The sequence below is a fragment of the Laedolimicola intestinihominis genome (assembly GCF_040096155.1).
In the GTDB taxonomy this organism is placed as follows: domain Bacteria; phylum Bacillota; class Clostridia; order Lachnospirales; family Lachnospiraceae; genus Laedolimicola; species Laedolimicola intestinihominis.
The window spans coordinates 17705-32102 of record NZ_JBBMFE010000005.1; the positions used below are offsets into that span (position 1 = coordinate 17705).

General features: G+C 47.9%; 14 protein-coding genes. 10 read left to right on the forward strand and 4 right to left on the reverse strand.

Features of this window, described 5'->3' with window-relative positions:
• The first annotated feature begins 167 nt into the window (after positions 1-167).
• The 4 genes from WMO29_RS06980 (at position 168) to WMO29_RS06995 (ending at position 2725) form a co-directional block, all read left to right on the forward strand.
• On the forward strand, positions 168-836 hold the full coding sequence (locus WMO29_RS06980; protein ID WP_435391119.1) for an N-acetylmuramoyl-L-alanine amidase: 669 nt from the start codon (positions 168-170) through the stop codon (positions 834-836).
• 289 nt (positions 837-1125) lie between these two features.
• Positions 1126-1560 carry a ribose 5-phosphate isomerase B gene (gene rpiB / locus WMO29_RS06985; RefSeq protein ID WP_349164316.1) on the forward strand — a complete coding sequence of 145 codons (435 nt, stop codon included), beginning with the start codon at positions 1126-1128 and terminating at the stop codon, positions 1558-1560.
• Positions 1561-1590: 30 nt separating this feature from the next.
• A complete protein-coding gene (gene upp, locus WMO29_RS06990; protein ID WP_349164317.1) occupies positions 1591-2220 on the forward strand; it encodes a uracil phosphoribosyltransferase in 630 nt (209 codons plus the stop codon).
• Between the two features lie 19 nt (positions 2221-2239).
• Entirely contained in the window at positions 2240-2725 is a 486-nt protein-coding gene (locus WMO29_RS06995; RefSeq protein ID WP_349164319.1) for a deoxycytidylate deaminase, read from the forward strand.
• Between the two features lie 88 nt (positions 2726-2813).
• On the opposite strand, the gene WMO29_RS07000 is transcribed toward WMO29_RS06995, so the two are convergent.
• Positions 2814-3362: an RDD family protein gene (locus WMO29_RS07000; protein WP_349164320.1), complete on the reverse strand. Its 549-nt coding sequence runs from the start codon at positions 3360-3362 to the stop codon at positions 2814-2816.
• A gap of 14 nt (positions 3363-3376) precedes the next feature.
• Complete coding sequence (locus WMO29_RS07005; RefSeq protein ID WP_349164321.1) at positions 3377-5299, reverse strand: BglG family transcription antiterminator; 1923 nt, start codon at positions 5297-5299, stop codon at positions 3377-3379.
• Positions 5300-5465: 166 nt separating this feature from the next.
• On the opposite strand from WMO29_RS07005, the gene WMO29_RS07010 reads away from it, so the two are divergent.
• From WMO29_RS07010 to WMO29_RS07030, 5 genes are all read left to right on the forward strand, one after another.
• The gene (locus WMO29_RS07010; RefSeq protein ID WP_349164322.1) at positions 5466-5777 is read left to right on the forward strand and encodes a PTS lactose/cellobiose transporter subunit IIA; all 312 of its coding nucleotides are present in this window, start codon (positions 5466-5468) and stop codon (positions 5775-5777) included.
• Complete coding sequence (locus WMO29_RS07015) at positions 5770-6078, forward strand: PTS sugar transporter subunit IIB (RefSeq protein WP_349164323.1); 309 nt, start codon at positions 5770-5772, stop codon at positions 6076-6078. Before WMO29_RS07010 ends, WMO29_RS07015 begins: the two co-directional genes overlap by 8 nt.
• A gap of 24 nt (positions 6079-6102) precedes the next feature.
• Positions 6103-7353, forward strand: a complete 1251-nt coding sequence (locus WMO29_RS07020; RefSeq protein WP_349164324.1) for a PTS sugar transporter subunit IIC — start codon at positions 6103-6105, stop codon at positions 7351-7353.
• Positions 7354-7417: 64 nt separating this feature from the next.
• Positions 7418-8833, forward strand: a complete 1416-nt coding sequence (locus WMO29_RS07025; RefSeq protein WP_349164325.1) for a 6-phospho-beta-glucosidase — start codon at positions 7418-7420, stop codon at positions 8831-8833.
• A 14-nt stretch (positions 8834-8847) separates the two neighbouring features.
• Positions 8848-10749 carry an oxidoreductase gene (locus WMO29_RS07030; protein ID WP_349164326.1) on the forward strand — a complete coding sequence of 634 codons (1902 nt, stop codon included), beginning with the start codon at positions 8848-8850 and terminating at the stop codon, positions 10747-10749.
• A 217-nt stretch (positions 10750-10966) separates the two neighbouring features.
• Here WMO29_RS07030 and WMO29_RS07035 read toward each other — a convergent pair whose 3' ends face one another.
• Both WMO29_RS07035 and WMO29_RS07040 read right to left on the reverse strand, forming a co-directional pair.
• Entirely contained in the window at positions 10967-11449 is a 483-nt protein-coding gene (locus WMO29_RS07035) for a ribonuclease FAU-1 family protein (RefSeq protein ID WP_349164327.1), read from the reverse strand.
• Between the two features lie 14 nt (positions 11450-11463).
• A complete protein-coding gene (locus WMO29_RS07040; protein ID WP_349164328.1) occupies positions 11464-12387 on the reverse strand; it encodes a helix-turn-helix transcriptional regulator in 924 nt (307 codons plus the stop codon).
• 198 nt (positions 12388-12585) lie between these two features.
• Between WMO29_RS07040 and WMO29_RS07045 the strand changes: the two genes are divergently transcribed.
• On the forward strand, positions 12586-14388 hold the full coding sequence (locus WMO29_RS07045; protein ID WP_178038521.1) for an L-fucose isomerase: 1803 nt from the start codon (positions 12586-12588) through the stop codon (positions 14386-14388).
• Positions 14389-14398: the final 10 nt, after the last annotated feature.

Below are 14398 nucleotides of genomic sequence, written 5' to 3' on the forward strand. Positions count from 1 at the left end.
ATAGAGCAGTTATGTGGCAAGAATGAACTGAATCCGTCATATATTCTAAAAACAGAATATATGGCGGATTTTTTATGGGTTTTTTTGAAAAAATACAGGATAGGAAAGGAAGGGCGGCAAGGCTGGGAGGGGTATTTCAGGGCCGGGAGCACAGGCTGGGAATCCTGATGGCGGCGCTGGTTCTTACGGCAGCCGCAGTGTGCGGGCGAAGCGGCGGCCTGCGGGAGGCAGTGTCAAAACAGGTTGCAGGAACGGATTCCCGGCTGGTGATTATCGACGCAGGTCATGGCGGCGACGATCCGGGAAAAATCGGCGTGGACGGCGTGCAGGAGAAGGACCTGAATCTGAAAATGGCGCTGGCCCTGCGGGATTTGCTGGAGCAGCAGGATGTGGCGGTGCTGATGACCAGAGAAGACGCAGGCGGTCTCTACGACGAGCGGACATCCAATAAAAAGGTACAGGATATGCGGCGGCGATGTGAGTTGATCAACAAGGAAAAACCGGCCTGCGTGGTCAGTATTCATCAGAACAGTTACCATGAAGAAAGCATTCACGGTGCGCAGGTATTCTATTACAAGACTTCAAAGGAGAGTGAGGATTTGGCGAAGATTCTTCAAAAAGAGCTGGTGCGCGTGGCGGAACCTGCGAACCACCGGCAGGCCAAGGCCAATGACACTTATTATCTTCTGAAAAAGACGGAGGCACCGACAGTCATCGTGGAATGCGGGTTCTTAAGCAACTGGGAGGAGTGCGCGAAGCTCCGGAATGAGGACTATCAGGCGAAGCTTGTATGGGCCATTCAGATGGGAATTTTGAAATATCTGAATAAAAAATGATGGGGAAATAAGTTTACATAATATGGAATAAATCATATGAACAATTCGTTGCTATTCCGGTAAAAAAATGCTATAATTTACCCAGAACTGTGGACTGATAGTGAAATCAGTCTGAAAACATCTAAAATTATGTAATTTGTTCAGTACAGCCCGAAGCACTAGCTGCTGAGGGTGTAAGAAAGTGATTCAGGGGTGCAAAATTCCGTCGGCGAAGCCGATTCTCATGGATTTTGCATCGTAACTGATCAGGTACTGAACAGTTATTAAAATGTCATAGGAGGACAAACAAATGATAGCATTAGGCTGCGATCACGGCGGATACGATCTGATGCAGGAAGTGATTGCCTATCTGGACAAAAATGGTCTGGAATACAAGAGCTTCGGCTGTGACAACGCAAAGGACGCTGTGGATTATCCGGATTACGCAAAGGTGGTGGCAGAATCCATCCTGAGCGGAGAGTGCGACAAGGGAATTCTGATCTGTGGAACCGGCATCGGCATCTCCATTACCGCCAACCGTTATAAAGGAATCCGTGCGGCGCTGTGTACCGACTGCTTCTGCGCAGAGGCGACCAGACAGCACAACGATGCCAACGTACTGGCGATGGGCGGCCGTGTGGTAGGACCGGGACTGGCGATCAAGATTGTGGACACCTTCCTGAATACACCCTTCTCCGGAGCAGAGCGCCACGCCAGAAGAATTGCAAAGATTGAACACGAATAAAAGTATAAGATAAAAAGGGAGACGAAAGAAATGTCAAAAGTAGTAGTAATGGATCATCCGCTGATTGCCCATAAAATCGGTATTATCCGCAAGAAGGAAACAGGAACCAGAGAATTCCGTGAGATGATCAGTGAGATTGGTACCCTGATTACCTATGAGGCAACCAAGGATCTGAAGCTTCAGGATGTAGAGATTGAGACTCCTATCTGCAAGACTACCGTAAAGGAGCTGGCAGGAAAGAAGCTGGCAGTGATCCCGATTCTCCGTGCAGGCCTGGGTATGGTAGAGGGCGTTCTGACCATGATTCCGTCCGCAAAGGTAGGCCATATCGGACTGTACAGAAATGAAGAGACACTGGAGCCGGTAGAGTATTACTGTAAGATTCCGAAGGACTGTGACGAAAGAGATGTATTTGTGGTAGATCCGATGCTGGCAACCGGCGGATCCGCTATCGCGGCTATCCAGATGCTGAAGGATCACGGCGTAAAGAATATGCGCTTCCTGTGCATCATTGCAGCTCCGGAAGGCGTAAAGAAGCTGCAGGAGGCACATCCGGACGTAGATATCTACATCGGAGCCCTGGATGAGCATCTGAACGAAAATGGTTATATTGTTCCGGGCCTGGGAGACGCGGGCGACCGTATTTTCGGAACCAAGTAAAACTGGCGGAGGTAAAGGCATGGGAGAGAAGCGGCAGGATTATATCAGCTGGGATGAGTATTTTATGGGCGTGGCGCTGCTTTCGGGAATGCGTTCCAAGGATCCCAATACCCAGGTGGGCGCGTGTATCGTCAGTCAGGACAATAAGATTATGTCCATGGGCTATAATGGTTTCCCCAAGGGTTGTGATGACGATGAATTTCCTTGGGGAAGAACCGGAGAAAGCAATGATACCAAGTATCCTTTTGTGACCCATGCGGAATTGAACGCGATTCTCAATTACCGGGGCGGAAGCCTGGAGGGCGCAAAGATTTATGTGGCCCTGTTTCCCTGCAATGAATGTGCCAAGGCTATTATCCAGGCAGGCCTGAAGACCGTGGTTTATGCCTGCGACAAATATGCGGATACGCCGGCTACGCTGGCGTCCAAGCGGATGTTCCGATCCGCCGGTGTGGAGCTGGTGCCCTATCATCATACAGGACGCACCATTACCATGGAAGTATAAGAAGAATAAAAGAATTGTTATAGAAGGGCCTGTATCGAAATGCCTCGCGCGGCATTTCGATACAGGCCCTTTTATATGCAAAAGATTTCTAAAGTGCAGTCATTCTACTTCTGGTCAGTCGATCCTGCAGAAGCTGTCTGCGTCTGGAGAACAGATAAAGTGCCAGAGATAACAGAACCATAATATAATAAAAGGTTTGAACATAAGGAACAATATAGGCATCAGTCGTCATCTGGAAGAGTGATACCAGGTAAAGATGGGAACTGGTCAGGTAACCCTGTAGAAGAATAACAAAAACCATATGACGGACGGTAAGGATACCAAGAGAGAGGGGCTCTCCGGTCTCAGAAAGCAGCTGCAGATGCAGCAGTCGCATACCGAGGGTCTGGCCTTTCAGACCATTTTTGCCAGGTCTGGAGGGCAGGTAACAGTAATAGAGAAAATGGCAGAAGAGGGCAGCAATACAGGCTGTCCAGGCCAGTGGCAGGGAAAGGCCGTCCAGCTGATTCAGAAGAATCAGATCTTTTTGGGCAGATGACTGTACGATGATTACCGGAATACTTCCAAAAAGGGAAGAAAGATACCAGTCAATCAGAAAAGCAAGAAAACGTTTCAAGGCAGGTGCGTTGGTATTCATGTGGAATTCTCCTTTCATGATAAAGAAACAAGAAGCTGAATAAAGTCTTCATAGGTTCTGGTATTCATAAGTGCCTGCAGATGCTTGGGATCGGAAATGACATCTGTCACAAAATCAAAAATATCCTGAAACAGAGGGCGATCTTCTTCATTAATTGCAAGCATCAGTACCAGATTTACGAAATTGGTATTCCAGGGAATGGAACCGGGATAAATCGCTACGGCAATGGCCGTTTTCTCAGAACACATTTCCATGGGATGGGGCATGGCAATATTGCCAAAGGCACAGGGACTGATTTTTTCTCTGGCAAAAAGCCGGGTCTTATAATCATCGCCTACAAAATGATGTTCTCTTAGCTGATCTGCCATGGAGGACAGGGCGGATTCGGCTGTCCGGAAGGCTGGCTCATAAAAAAACAGCTCTGGATAAAAAAGAAATTTCAGCTTCTGCTCCAGAATTCGCTTCATGCGGGATTTTTTAATCTGTTCAAGGGCTTCAGAAATAGCGATAATATCGGAATTCCGAAGATGGTAGGGAACCAGCACCAGCGGTGTGGCAGGGCGGGGACTTACAGGAAGTGTCGACAGAATCAGATCATAATCCCGGTAAAGTGGCAGATCTTCCGGACCGGTCAGCACACCGTTGATAATAATGACATCATCAAACATAGCTCCGATTTTTTTGACCAGATTCAGCTTGGTATCATAATACTGGGGACAGATAATTAAAATCTTTACTTTGTCCCGCAGAGAGCGCTGCTCCTCAATCAGCACTCCGATATGAAGGGCTATATAGGCAATCTCATCCTCGGATAAAAGGACTCCTTTTTCCTGGGAAATGATATTGGCGATAAAGACCGATACATCATAGATAAAAGGGTAGCTGTTCTTGATGGAATATAACTGCGGATTTTTTAAATCGATCTGATTTTCCAGGCGAATCAGAAGGTTTTTTATATGTAAAGTAAAGCGAATCAGAAAATCTGGATTATTCAGATTCAGATGGAAGGTGGAGCGGACACGGTTCTGAATCAGTTCCACCAGATCCTGCACATCGGAGGGAACAAGATTGGTCAGGGAGGAGACGGACTCAGGTTCTGTTTCCCGGATTAATCGGGTCATCAGAAGCAGAGCCAGATCGTATTGCTCGGCTGTATGAAACTGAATCTGAAAATACCGTTCGATTTCACTGGAAATATCTTCCATAATTGTGCAGATATGGGCGGGGAGCGCAGCTTCTTCCAGAGAAGAAAACGGGACAGCCGAATCGTAGAGGTGTGGCTGGGACTTGGAGCGCTCCATGGTGATGCCGATATGCAGAATAAAATTCAGCAGAGAAAAATCATCAATAAAGAAATGATGAGCCATAATCTTTGTGGTTACAATCTGACGGACAATTCGCAAATCGAATTCTGGAAGATAATTCTGAATCATATCAATATTGCAGCAGAAATCTTTTGTATTCTCATAGATCATATGAGAGATCATTTTCTTTTTATTCTTTTCAATCCCTTCGATCCAAATCTGATTATTTTTCGTATGAAAAACCAGATCATAAGGAATCAGTTCTTTTTTGAACCTGGCAATTTCATTGTTCAGAGTCAGAGGGGAAATGCACAGCTCATCAGCCAGGGTATCCAGATCATAGGTCTGATTTTCAATGAGGAGCTTCTGCATGATGTAGGATTTCCGCCCTTCCGGAGTCTGGGGAATTGCAGTATCCTGTTCGTTCAGAAGCTGAAAGGCCTTTTCCCTGTGTTCAAGCAGGAATCCTTTTCTGGAAGAAGCGATAAGTTCCGGACAGGCAGCGTTCAGTTCGGCGACATAGCTTTTGACACTGCGGACGGAAGCCCCCACTGCAAGAGATATTTCCGAGGCTGTTGTCCAGTCTGCCTGATTATTCAGATAAGATAATACATCGAGTGCTTTTTCTTTCATGGTACCAAACTCCTTCCAAGAATATAAGAATTATAAAATATGTCTGCAAAGAATGCAATTTTAGAACTTGCACCGCAAGCGTGCAATTTCAGAAATAGATTTTGGAACGCCGATTTTTTATGATAGATACAGAGAACAGGCAGGGCCTGAGGAGAGAGGTGTGAAAATGGACGGAATTGAAAAAAGCATGGAGATCATTGCTTTCGGAGGTCAGGGAAAAAGCCTGGCCATGACTGCGATTCAAAAAGCCCGTGCCGGGGAGTTTGAAGAAGCGGAAGCATTGATGAAGGAGGCTCATGAGGCAATTGTAAAGTGCCATCAGAGCCACAGTGAGCTGCTATTTTACGATGCAGAAAATCAGGACTTAAAGTTTTCCATGCTTCTGGTGCATGCTGCAGATCATCTGACCAGCGCAGATATGACAGAGGCTATGGCAGAGGAAATTATTGAATTATATAAGGAGATCAGACATGTATAAGATTGCTTTGGTATGTGAAAATGGTGCAAGTACAGGAATGGTAGTAAAAAAGATGCGGGTAGCTGCAGAAAGTCAGGGAATTGAGGCAGATATTGCAGCTTATCCCTTTACGCAGATGGAGAATTTTATTGATGACAAGGATGTCATTCTCCTTGGGCCGCAGTTGGCATACAAGAAAGATCTGGCAAAGAAAACATTTCCGCAGCATGCGGATAAGATTGAAACGATTAGCCCGATGGACTTTGGAATGATGAATGGCGCCAAAATTCTGGAAGAAGCTATCAGGCTGGCGGATAAATAAATTCTTACGAAGGAGAGAAGAGAAATGAATAAACTGATGGACAAACTACAGACGATGCTGATGCCTCTGGCTAATAAGATCAGCACCATTAAGCTGTTGAGTGCACTGGGAGCAACCTTCCAGATTCTGCTTCCGGTCATCATGATTGGTTCCTTTGCCTGCCTGGGAGCGTTCCTGGATATTCCGGCATGGCAGACTTTTGTTGGAAATACGGGACTGGCTATGGTATTTATGTATATGCAGTCTCTGACCTTAAGCATTATTACTCTGTATATTGCGTTTGTACTTCCCTATCAGTATGCAAGCAAACTGGGAATGTCACCGCTGCCCAGCGCGATTTCTACTTTTATGACATTCCTGATTCTGACACCGACAGAGCTGTATACTAATATTCCGACTACCTGGCTGGGCTTTCCGGGACTGTTTACCTGTATCATTGTAACCGTTCTGGTAGTCAGACTGCATAAGGTCATGGAGGATAAGGGGCTGTACATTCATATGCCGGACGGCGTGCCGCCTATGGTAGAGGAGTCCTTTAAAGCCTTACTTTCCACCGTTGTATGTGCAGTTGCAGCAATTATTATCAGCACCCTGATGGCAAAGACAAGCTTTGGCTGTGTACATCAGGTTATCTACAGCTTTATCCAGACACCTCTGCAGGGCTTTGGTCTGTCCTTCCCGTCTTACCTGGTTATGCAGATTCTGTGTACCTTGTTTATGTTCTGCGGAATCCATGGAAATGCAATTTTAAGTATCTTTACACCGCTTACCATGGCAGCTTCTGAGCAGAACCTGGCAGCAATGGCAGCAGGACAGCCGCTGCCGAATATCATCATTGACTCCTTCTCTGTACTCTGCCAGCCGGGCGGTATCGGAGGAACCTTCGGTCTTGCATTTATGATGGCATTCCTGGCAAAGAGCAAGCGTATGAAGACTCTGGGAAGAATGTCCATTATTCCGGCAATTTTTGGTATCAACGAGCCGCTGCTTTTCGGTATTCCGATTATGCTGAATCCGCTGCTGTTCATTCCGTATGTGTTGAATCCGATTGTATGTACCAGCATTAGCTACTGCTCCATCGCACTCGGCATCACACCGAGATTAAACGGAACTGCTGTAAACTGGACCATGCCTCAGATTGTGTCAGGTTTCCTGGCTCAGGGTATTCCCACAGCAATCCTTCAGATTATTCTGATTCTGATTACAGCGGCTATCTGGTATCCCTTCTTCAAGATGGTGGATCGTCAGATTTGTCAGGAAGAAAATGGTAATTAAAAATAGCAGGAGGGGGAGGCAGTTGCCTCTCCTTTCCATTATCACACAATAGACGGAGGCGTATATGGGAGCTTTTCAGGAAAACTTTTTATGGGGCGGCGCTGTGGCAGCCAATCAGTGTGAAGGGGCCTGGGACGAAGATGGAAAAGGAATCAGTACCGCGGACTGCATCACAGCCGGAGCTGTAGATAAGGAAAGAGAATATACCAGAGGTGTTGTGGAAGGCAGATATTACCCAAGTCATGATGCCATTGATTTTTATCATAGATATCAAGAGGATATTGCATTATTTGCAGAAATGGGTTTTAAGTGCTTCCGTACCTCTATCAACTGGACCCGGATTTATCCCCACGGAGATGAAACAGAGCCAAATGAAAAAGGGCTTCAGTTCTACGATGATTTGTTTGATGAATGTCTCAGATACGGTATCGAGCCGGTGGTAACCATTTCCCATTATGAGACACCCTATTATCTTGTAGAAAAAATCGGAAGCTGGAGAAGCCGGGAAATGATAGAGCATTACCTGGATTTCTGCAGAACCATCTTTAAGCGTTACCGGAATAAAGTAAAATACTGGATGACTTTTAATGAAATCAATGTGATTATACTGAAGCCGGAGATTGCAGCAGGTCTGCGTCTGGAAGAGGGAGAAAACTGGGATCAGATGATTTACCAGTCAGCCCATCATATGCTGGTGGCCAGCGCAAAGGCGGTAAAGCTGGGACATGAGATCAATCCGGAGTTTCAGATTGGCATGATGATGCTGTATCCCACCTTTTACGGGGAAACCTGTCACCCACTGGATCAGCTGAAATGTATGCAGGCCATTGACATGCATTATCTGTTCAGCGATGTGCAGGTGCGGGGCGCATATTCTAGAAAAGCAGAAAAGTTTTTTGAACAGAAAGGAATCCGGCTGCAGACAGAGGAAGGAGACTGGGCTGCATTAAAAAAAGGAACCGTGGATTACATCGGCTTCAGCTATTACAATTCCAATGTGGCCTCCAGAGAAATGAAGAAGGATATGACAGCGGGAAATATGCTACACACGGTAAAAAATCCTTATCTGAAAACCTCCGACTGGGGCTGGACGGTAGACGCGGTTGGACTGCGGCTGGCACTGAATTATCTGTATGACCGGTATCAGATTCCCTTGTTTGTAGTAGAAAACGGACTGGGAGCGGTGGATACAGTAGAAAAAGACGGAAGTATCCACGATTCTTACAGAATCAGCTATCTGCGTGAGCATATTGAACAGATGGAGCTGGCCGTAGAAGAGGATGGTGTAGAACTTATGGGGTATACCCCCTGGGGTTGCATCGATCTGGTTTCTGCAGGAACCGGAGAAATGAAAAAACGCTATGGCTTTGTCTATGTAGATCGGGACAATGAAGGAAACGGTACTCTGCAGAGAAGTAAAAAAGATTCGTTTGAATGGTACAAAAAAGTAATTGCTTCCAACGGAGCATGCTTAGATTAGGAGGAGAGACTGACATGAGTTTAAGATATCCGCATTTATTTTCACCGTTGAAAATTAATTCCATTATGGTAAGCAACCGTATTATTGCAAATCCCATGAGCCAGATTTACGAGGATAAAGCACTGGGACGTCCCGGTGTAGTGATTGCAGGTTCGGTCATTACACAGCCGGGAAAATCCTCCTGGGCATCGCCGGATGAACCCTATGCCTTTAGCAAATATCAGGTAGAGAAAACGAGACAGCGGGTGCTGCGGGCACATCAGGGCGGCGCAAAGGCCTCCATTGAGATTGGCCATGCGGGACAGTATGCACGGGTGGCACCGGGAGATTATGCTCTGGGTCCGGTCAGCTTTGTCCGTGAGGATGGAGTTGAGGTGCGTGCCATGGACGAGGCCATGATGGATGAAGCAGTGAACTGGTATGTACAGACAGCAAAGGATGCACAGTCCATTGGCTTTGATATGATTTTCATGCATTTCGGACACGGCTGGCTTGCAACAGAGTTTCTGTCTCCGCTGTTTAATAAACGTACAGATGAATACGGTGGAAGCGTGGAAAACCGGATGAAATTCCCGCTGCGGATTCTGAGAGAGGTACGGAAAGCAGTAGGACCCTATTTTCCCATTGAAATGCGTGTCTCTGCAAATGAGTGGATGCCGGGCGGAATTGAATTTGAGGATGTGCTGACCTTTGTGAAGGCGGCACAGAAGTACATCGATGTGGTACAGGTTTCCTGTGGACTGGACATCGAGCATGAGGCAAATGTCTACATGGCAACCACCAATTTTTCTGAGCATATGCCGAATGTAAAATACGCAAAGAAGATAAAGGAAAATGTGGATATTCTGGTGTCTGTAGTCGGAGCTATCATGAATCCGGACGAGGCAGAGAAAATCATTGCAGATGGATGCGCAGATCTGGTGGCCCTTGGAAGACCGCTGGCAGCAGATCCCAACTGGCCCATAAAGGCCCTGGAGGGCAGACCGGAGGATATTGTTCCCTGTATCCGTTGTCTCCAGTGCTACCACATCTCTACAAACCGTAGAAATGTAGGCTGTTCCGTCAACCCCAGATTTGCCAATGAGGACTGGGTGCCCAGAGTACTTCCCAAGGCAGAAACGAAAAAGAAGATTCTGGTCATCGGAGCAGGACCTGCAGGCTGTAAAGCGGCATTGACTGCTTACGAGAGAGGTCATGAGGTCATTCTTCTGGAACAGCGTGATCATATCGGCGGAGCGATTCATTATGTGGCCATGGAGCGTTTCAAGATAGATATCAAGGCTTATCTGGAATACCTGAAGGCCCAGATTGCAAAGTCAACGATTGATTTGCGGCTGAATACCACGGCTACACCGGAGATGGTAAAAGAGATCCGGCCGGATGCAGTGATTGTGGCAGTGGGAGCTTCCCCTGCGACGCCGCCCATCAAAGGAATTGATGGAAAGCATGTTATCAATTTCTATGCAGCCATCGAGCAGGAAGAGCAGATAGGCCAGAATGTGGTAATCATTGGAGGCGGAACTATCGGAGCAGAAATTGGTCTGGAATTATCGCTTCTGAAAAAGAAAAATGTTACCATTGTGGAAATGGCTTCGGAGCTTGCAGCCCAGGGCAATATGCTGTATAAGATTGCACTGCGCCATAAGATGGAGCAGGCAAAGACTCTGCATGTGATGATGGAGACTGGATGTCAGGAGATCACAGAGGAGGGAGTACGCGTCAAAACAAAGGATGGAGAAGAAGTATTCCTTCCGGCAGATACGGTAATCATATCAACCGGTGTCCGTGCCAATAAAGCAGTGGCCGAAAGCTTTTACGGCATTGTGCCGCAGACCTATATGATAGGCGACTGTGAGAAACCGAGAAAAATCCAGGAAGCAACTCTGGAGGGCTATACGGTAGCATCTACGCTTTAAGATGTAGAAAAAGTAGAAAAAGGGAGTTGGCGCAAAAGGCCTCCTGCGGTTTTCTGATATCCAGTTGTCTGCCTTTTCGAGACATCTGTACGTTCAGAACGGACTTCAGTCCGGGCTGAGCGAACAGATGTAACGAGAAACTGCGCAGACAACGGATATGGAAAACCACAGGAGGCCTTTTGCGCCAGCTCCCGGCTGCATAAAAACCCCGTTGTTTTTATAGCTCCTCCGGCCAGTATTTCTCCAGTGCCGGCAGCAGGGCTCCGTCATAAATCAGCCGAAGCAAAGCGTCCAACTTCCGAAGGGAATCCAGAAGCTGCTCGGTGGTAATCAGCTTTTTCTCCACCGCCTCGGCCAGCTCGTCCAAATCCACCACCTTAATCATGCCGGAAGGATAAATCAGCACATCCGCCAGCAGATCGGTGAAGGTAAAGGTGTCCGTAGCAGTATCGTAGCTGGTGGCAATGATATCACAGTACCAGCAGATCAGATTGCCCTGGTGGTCCAGAAAGCGGCTGACCTTCCAGCCTTCTTTCAAAAGAAAACAGGAAGCGCCGTGATGCAGCTCTTTTTTGGGCCGGATGGTGGTCCATCGGGTGACCAGCAGCCGGTCGCTTTGATGGATGATCACATCCTTTTCCAGACGAAGGGTTTCCAGGGGAATCAGACGTTTGCGAATCAGAGTGGGGTGTTGTAGCATGGCAGAACCTCCTTTTACTGATGATTTTTCACAAGGGTTAAAGAATCGTGCTCCACATACTCCTTCTCCGCGGAGCGGCGATTGTAATAGGTTCTCTTGTATACATCCGGATCGGCCAGCAGCAGGAATTCGGAGGGCGTGCAGCCGGTGATATCCTTGAAAACCCGGTTAAAGGTGCGGATGTTATTGAAGCCGCAGGACAGGGCAATGTCGGTAATCTTATTTTCGGTGTTCCGAAGCTGCGACGCGGCCTGTTCCACCCGGACCAGATTCAGATACGTTACAAAATTGATACCCATGAGCTTTTTAAAGGTCTTGGAAAAATGACTGTTGCTGAAATTCATCCGGGAAGCGGCGTATTCCAGGGTGATGTTGTCTGCATAGTGCTCGTCGATATAGGAGAGCAGCTCCTGTAATTCCCCCAGGGTACGGGAACGGCGGTCATCCGGCAGATGTTCCGTTTCATTCCGGGGATGATAGCGTTTCAGCAGCGCCCAGAAGGTCTGGAGGGAAGAACTGACCACTTCCTGATAGAAGGGCTGCTTTTGTTCCAGCTCACGGGAAACCGTGTCGATGAGCGCGCGCAGGCGTTCTGACAGCCCGCAGGCTTCCAGCTCCTCCCGGGTGACCAGGGGATGCGTAAAGCCGGGATTCTGAAAAATCGGTCCCAGAATCGAGGTGTCAAAAATGATAAAATCCAGAGAATTGTCCATGCCATGGGAATTGCTGTAGTGAATCATGCCGCTTTCACAGATGGCCAGATCCCCGGCCCGGGCCAGAAAGGTCTGATCGGTGATGCTTAATGAGCAGGAACCGGAGCGGACGTAGATCAGCTCGATTTCCTTATGCCAATGGGCCAGAAACCCGATATTTTCATACCGGGAGTGCCAGACCATATAGTCAGAGTCGTAATTTCGCACTTCATGGAAAGCTTTCATAACAAATAATCTCCTGCCACGCAAATTGTCAGTCGAATGTGATAAAAGAAGTTTCTTTTATATAGAAGAAGTATAACAATTAGCACAAAAAATGTCCATATCATAACAGAAAATTACGTGCATTTTTTTATAAAGTGTTATATAATGTGATCATCAGAAACGTGAAAATCTATTTTTATAAAATGGAGGGTTTAAAAAGTGGCAAAATCTAGATTAATTGGCGATTATCCTGTAATCGGTATCCGTCCGACTATCGACGGAAGAAGAGGAGCTCTTGATGTAAGAGGATCCCTAGAAGAGCAGACCATGGGTATGGCAAAAGCAGCGGCAAAGCTGTTTGAGGAGAATATCCGTTATTCCAACGGTGAGCCGGTAAAGGTGGTTATCGCAGACACCACCATCGGTCGTGTAGGCGAGGCAGCTGCCTGCGCAGACAAGTTCCGTAAAGCAGGCGTAGACATCACCCTGACCGTTACTCCCTGCTGGTGCTACGGATCCGAGACCATGGACACCGACCCGTTGACCATCAAGGGCGTATGGGGACTGAATGCTACCGAGAGACCGGGCGCTGTATACCTGGCTTCCGTACTGGCTACCCATGCACAGAAGGGACTTCCGGCATTCGGTATCTACGGACATGACGTTCAGGACGCCGACGACGAGACTATCCCGGAGGACGTAAAGGCAAAGCTTCTCCGCTTCGGCCGCGCCGCAGTGGCAGCAGCAAGCATGAGAGGAAAATCCTACCTGCAGATTGGTTCCGTTACCATGGGTATCGGCGGATCCATCATCAGCCCGGAATTCATCGAGGAATATCTGGGAATGCGTGTGGAGTCTGTAGACGAGGTTGAAATTATCCGTCGTATGACAGAGGGTATCTACGATCATGAAGAGTTTGAGAAGGCTCTGAAGTGGGCGAAAGAGACCTGTACTATCGGCTTTGACAAGAACCCGCCTGAGCTTCAGATGACTGAGGAGCAGAAGGAAGAGCAGTTCGAGTTTGTTGTAAAAATGGCAGTTATCATCAAAGAGCTGATGAACGGCTGCGATAACCTGGATCCGAAGTTCTCCGAGGAAGCTATCGGACACAATGCTCTGGCAGCTGGTTTCCAGGGACAGAGACAGTGGACAGACTTCTACCCGAACGGAGACTTCGCAGAGGCAATGCTGAACACCTCCTTTGACTGGGAAGGCGCGAGAGAGCCGTATATCCTGGCTACCGAGAACGACGTACTGAACGGTCTGGGTATGCTGTTCATGAAGCTGCTGACCGGCCGCGCTCAGATGTTCGCGGATGTTCGTACCTACTGGAGCGGCGACGCAGTGAAGAGAGTTACCGGCTACGATCTGGAAGGCAAGGCAAAAGAGGCTGACGGCTTTATCCATCTGATCAATTCCGGCGCATGCTGTCTGGATGCCTGCGGCGAAGTAAAGGATGAGAACGGCAACGGCACCATGAAGCAGTGGTGGGATGTAACCGAAGAGGATCAGAAGAAGATTATGGAAGCAACCACCTGGAACGCAGCTGACAACGGCTACTTCCGTGGCGGCGGATTCTCCTCCCGTTTCCTGACCAGAGCTGAGATGCCGGCTACCATGATTCGCCTGAACCTGGTAAAAGGACTTGGACCGGTTCTGCAGATTGCAGAGGGCTGGACCATCAACCTGCCGGATGATGTATCCGATACTCTGTGGAAGAGAACAGACTATACATGGCCCTGCACATGGTTCGCACCGCGCTGCACAGGCGAGGGCGCATTCAAGACCGCTTACGATATGATGAACAACTGGGGCGCAAACCATGGCGCTATCAGCTACGGTCACATCGGCGCAGACCTGATTACCCTCTGCTCCATCTTAAGAATCCCGGTATGTATGCACAATGTTCCGGAAGAGGAGATCTTCCGTCCGGCAGCATGGAACGCATTCGGTATGAACAAAGAGGGACAGGACTTCCGTGCATGCAAGGCATACGGCCCGCTGTACAAGACTATCCGTTAATTCGAAAAGA

Coding starts and splice junctions, on each gene's coding strand:
- WMO29_RS07015 (WP_349164323.1), top strand. CDS start 5,770: ATGTATAAGATTGCTTTGGTATGTGAAAATGGTGCAAGTACAGGAATG.
- WMO29_RS07035 (WP_349164327.1), bottom strand. CDS start 11,449: ATGCTACAACACCCCACTCTGATTCGCAAACGTCTGATTCCCCTGGAA.
- upp (WP_349164317.1), top strand. CDS start 1,591: ATGTCAAAAGTAGTAGTAATGGATCATCCGCTGATTGCCCATAAAATC.
- WMO29_RS07040 (WP_349164328.1), bottom strand. CDS start 12,387: ATGAAAGCTTTCCATGAAGTGCGAAATTACGACTCTGACTATATGGTC.
- WMO29_RS07020 (WP_349164324.1), top strand. CDS start 6,103: ATGAATAAACTGATGGACAAACTACAGACGATGCTGATGCCTCTGGCT.
- WMO29_RS07005 (WP_349164321.1), bottom strand. CDS start 5,299: ATGAAAGAAAAAGCACTCGATGTATTATCTTATCTGAATAATCAGGCA.
- WMO29_RS06995 (WP_349164319.1), top strand. CDS start 2,240: ATGGGAGAGAAGCGGCAGGATTATATCAGCTGGGATGAGTATTTTATG.
- WMO29_RS07030 (WP_349164326.1), top strand. CDS start 8,848: ATGAGTTTAAGATATCCGCATTTATTTTCACCGTTGAAAATTAATTCC.
- WMO29_RS07010 (WP_349164322.1), top strand. CDS start 5,466: ATGGACGGAATTGAAAAAAGCATGGAGATCATTGCTTTCGGAGGTCAG.
- rpiB (WP_349164316.1), top strand. CDS start 1,126: ATGATAGCATTAGGCTGCGATCACGGCGGATACGATCTGATGCAGGAA.
- WMO29_RS07025 (WP_349164325.1), top strand. CDS start 7,418: ATGGGAGCTTTTCAGGAAAACTTTTTATGGGGCGGCGCTGTGGCAGCC.
- WMO29_RS06980 (WP_435391119.1), top strand. CDS start 168: ATGGCGGCGCTGGTTCTTACGGCAGCCGCAGTGTGCGGGCGAAGCGGC.
- WMO29_RS07000 (WP_349164320.1), bottom strand. CDS start 3,362: ATGAATACCAACGCACCTGCCTTGAAACGTTTTCTTGCTTTTCTGATT.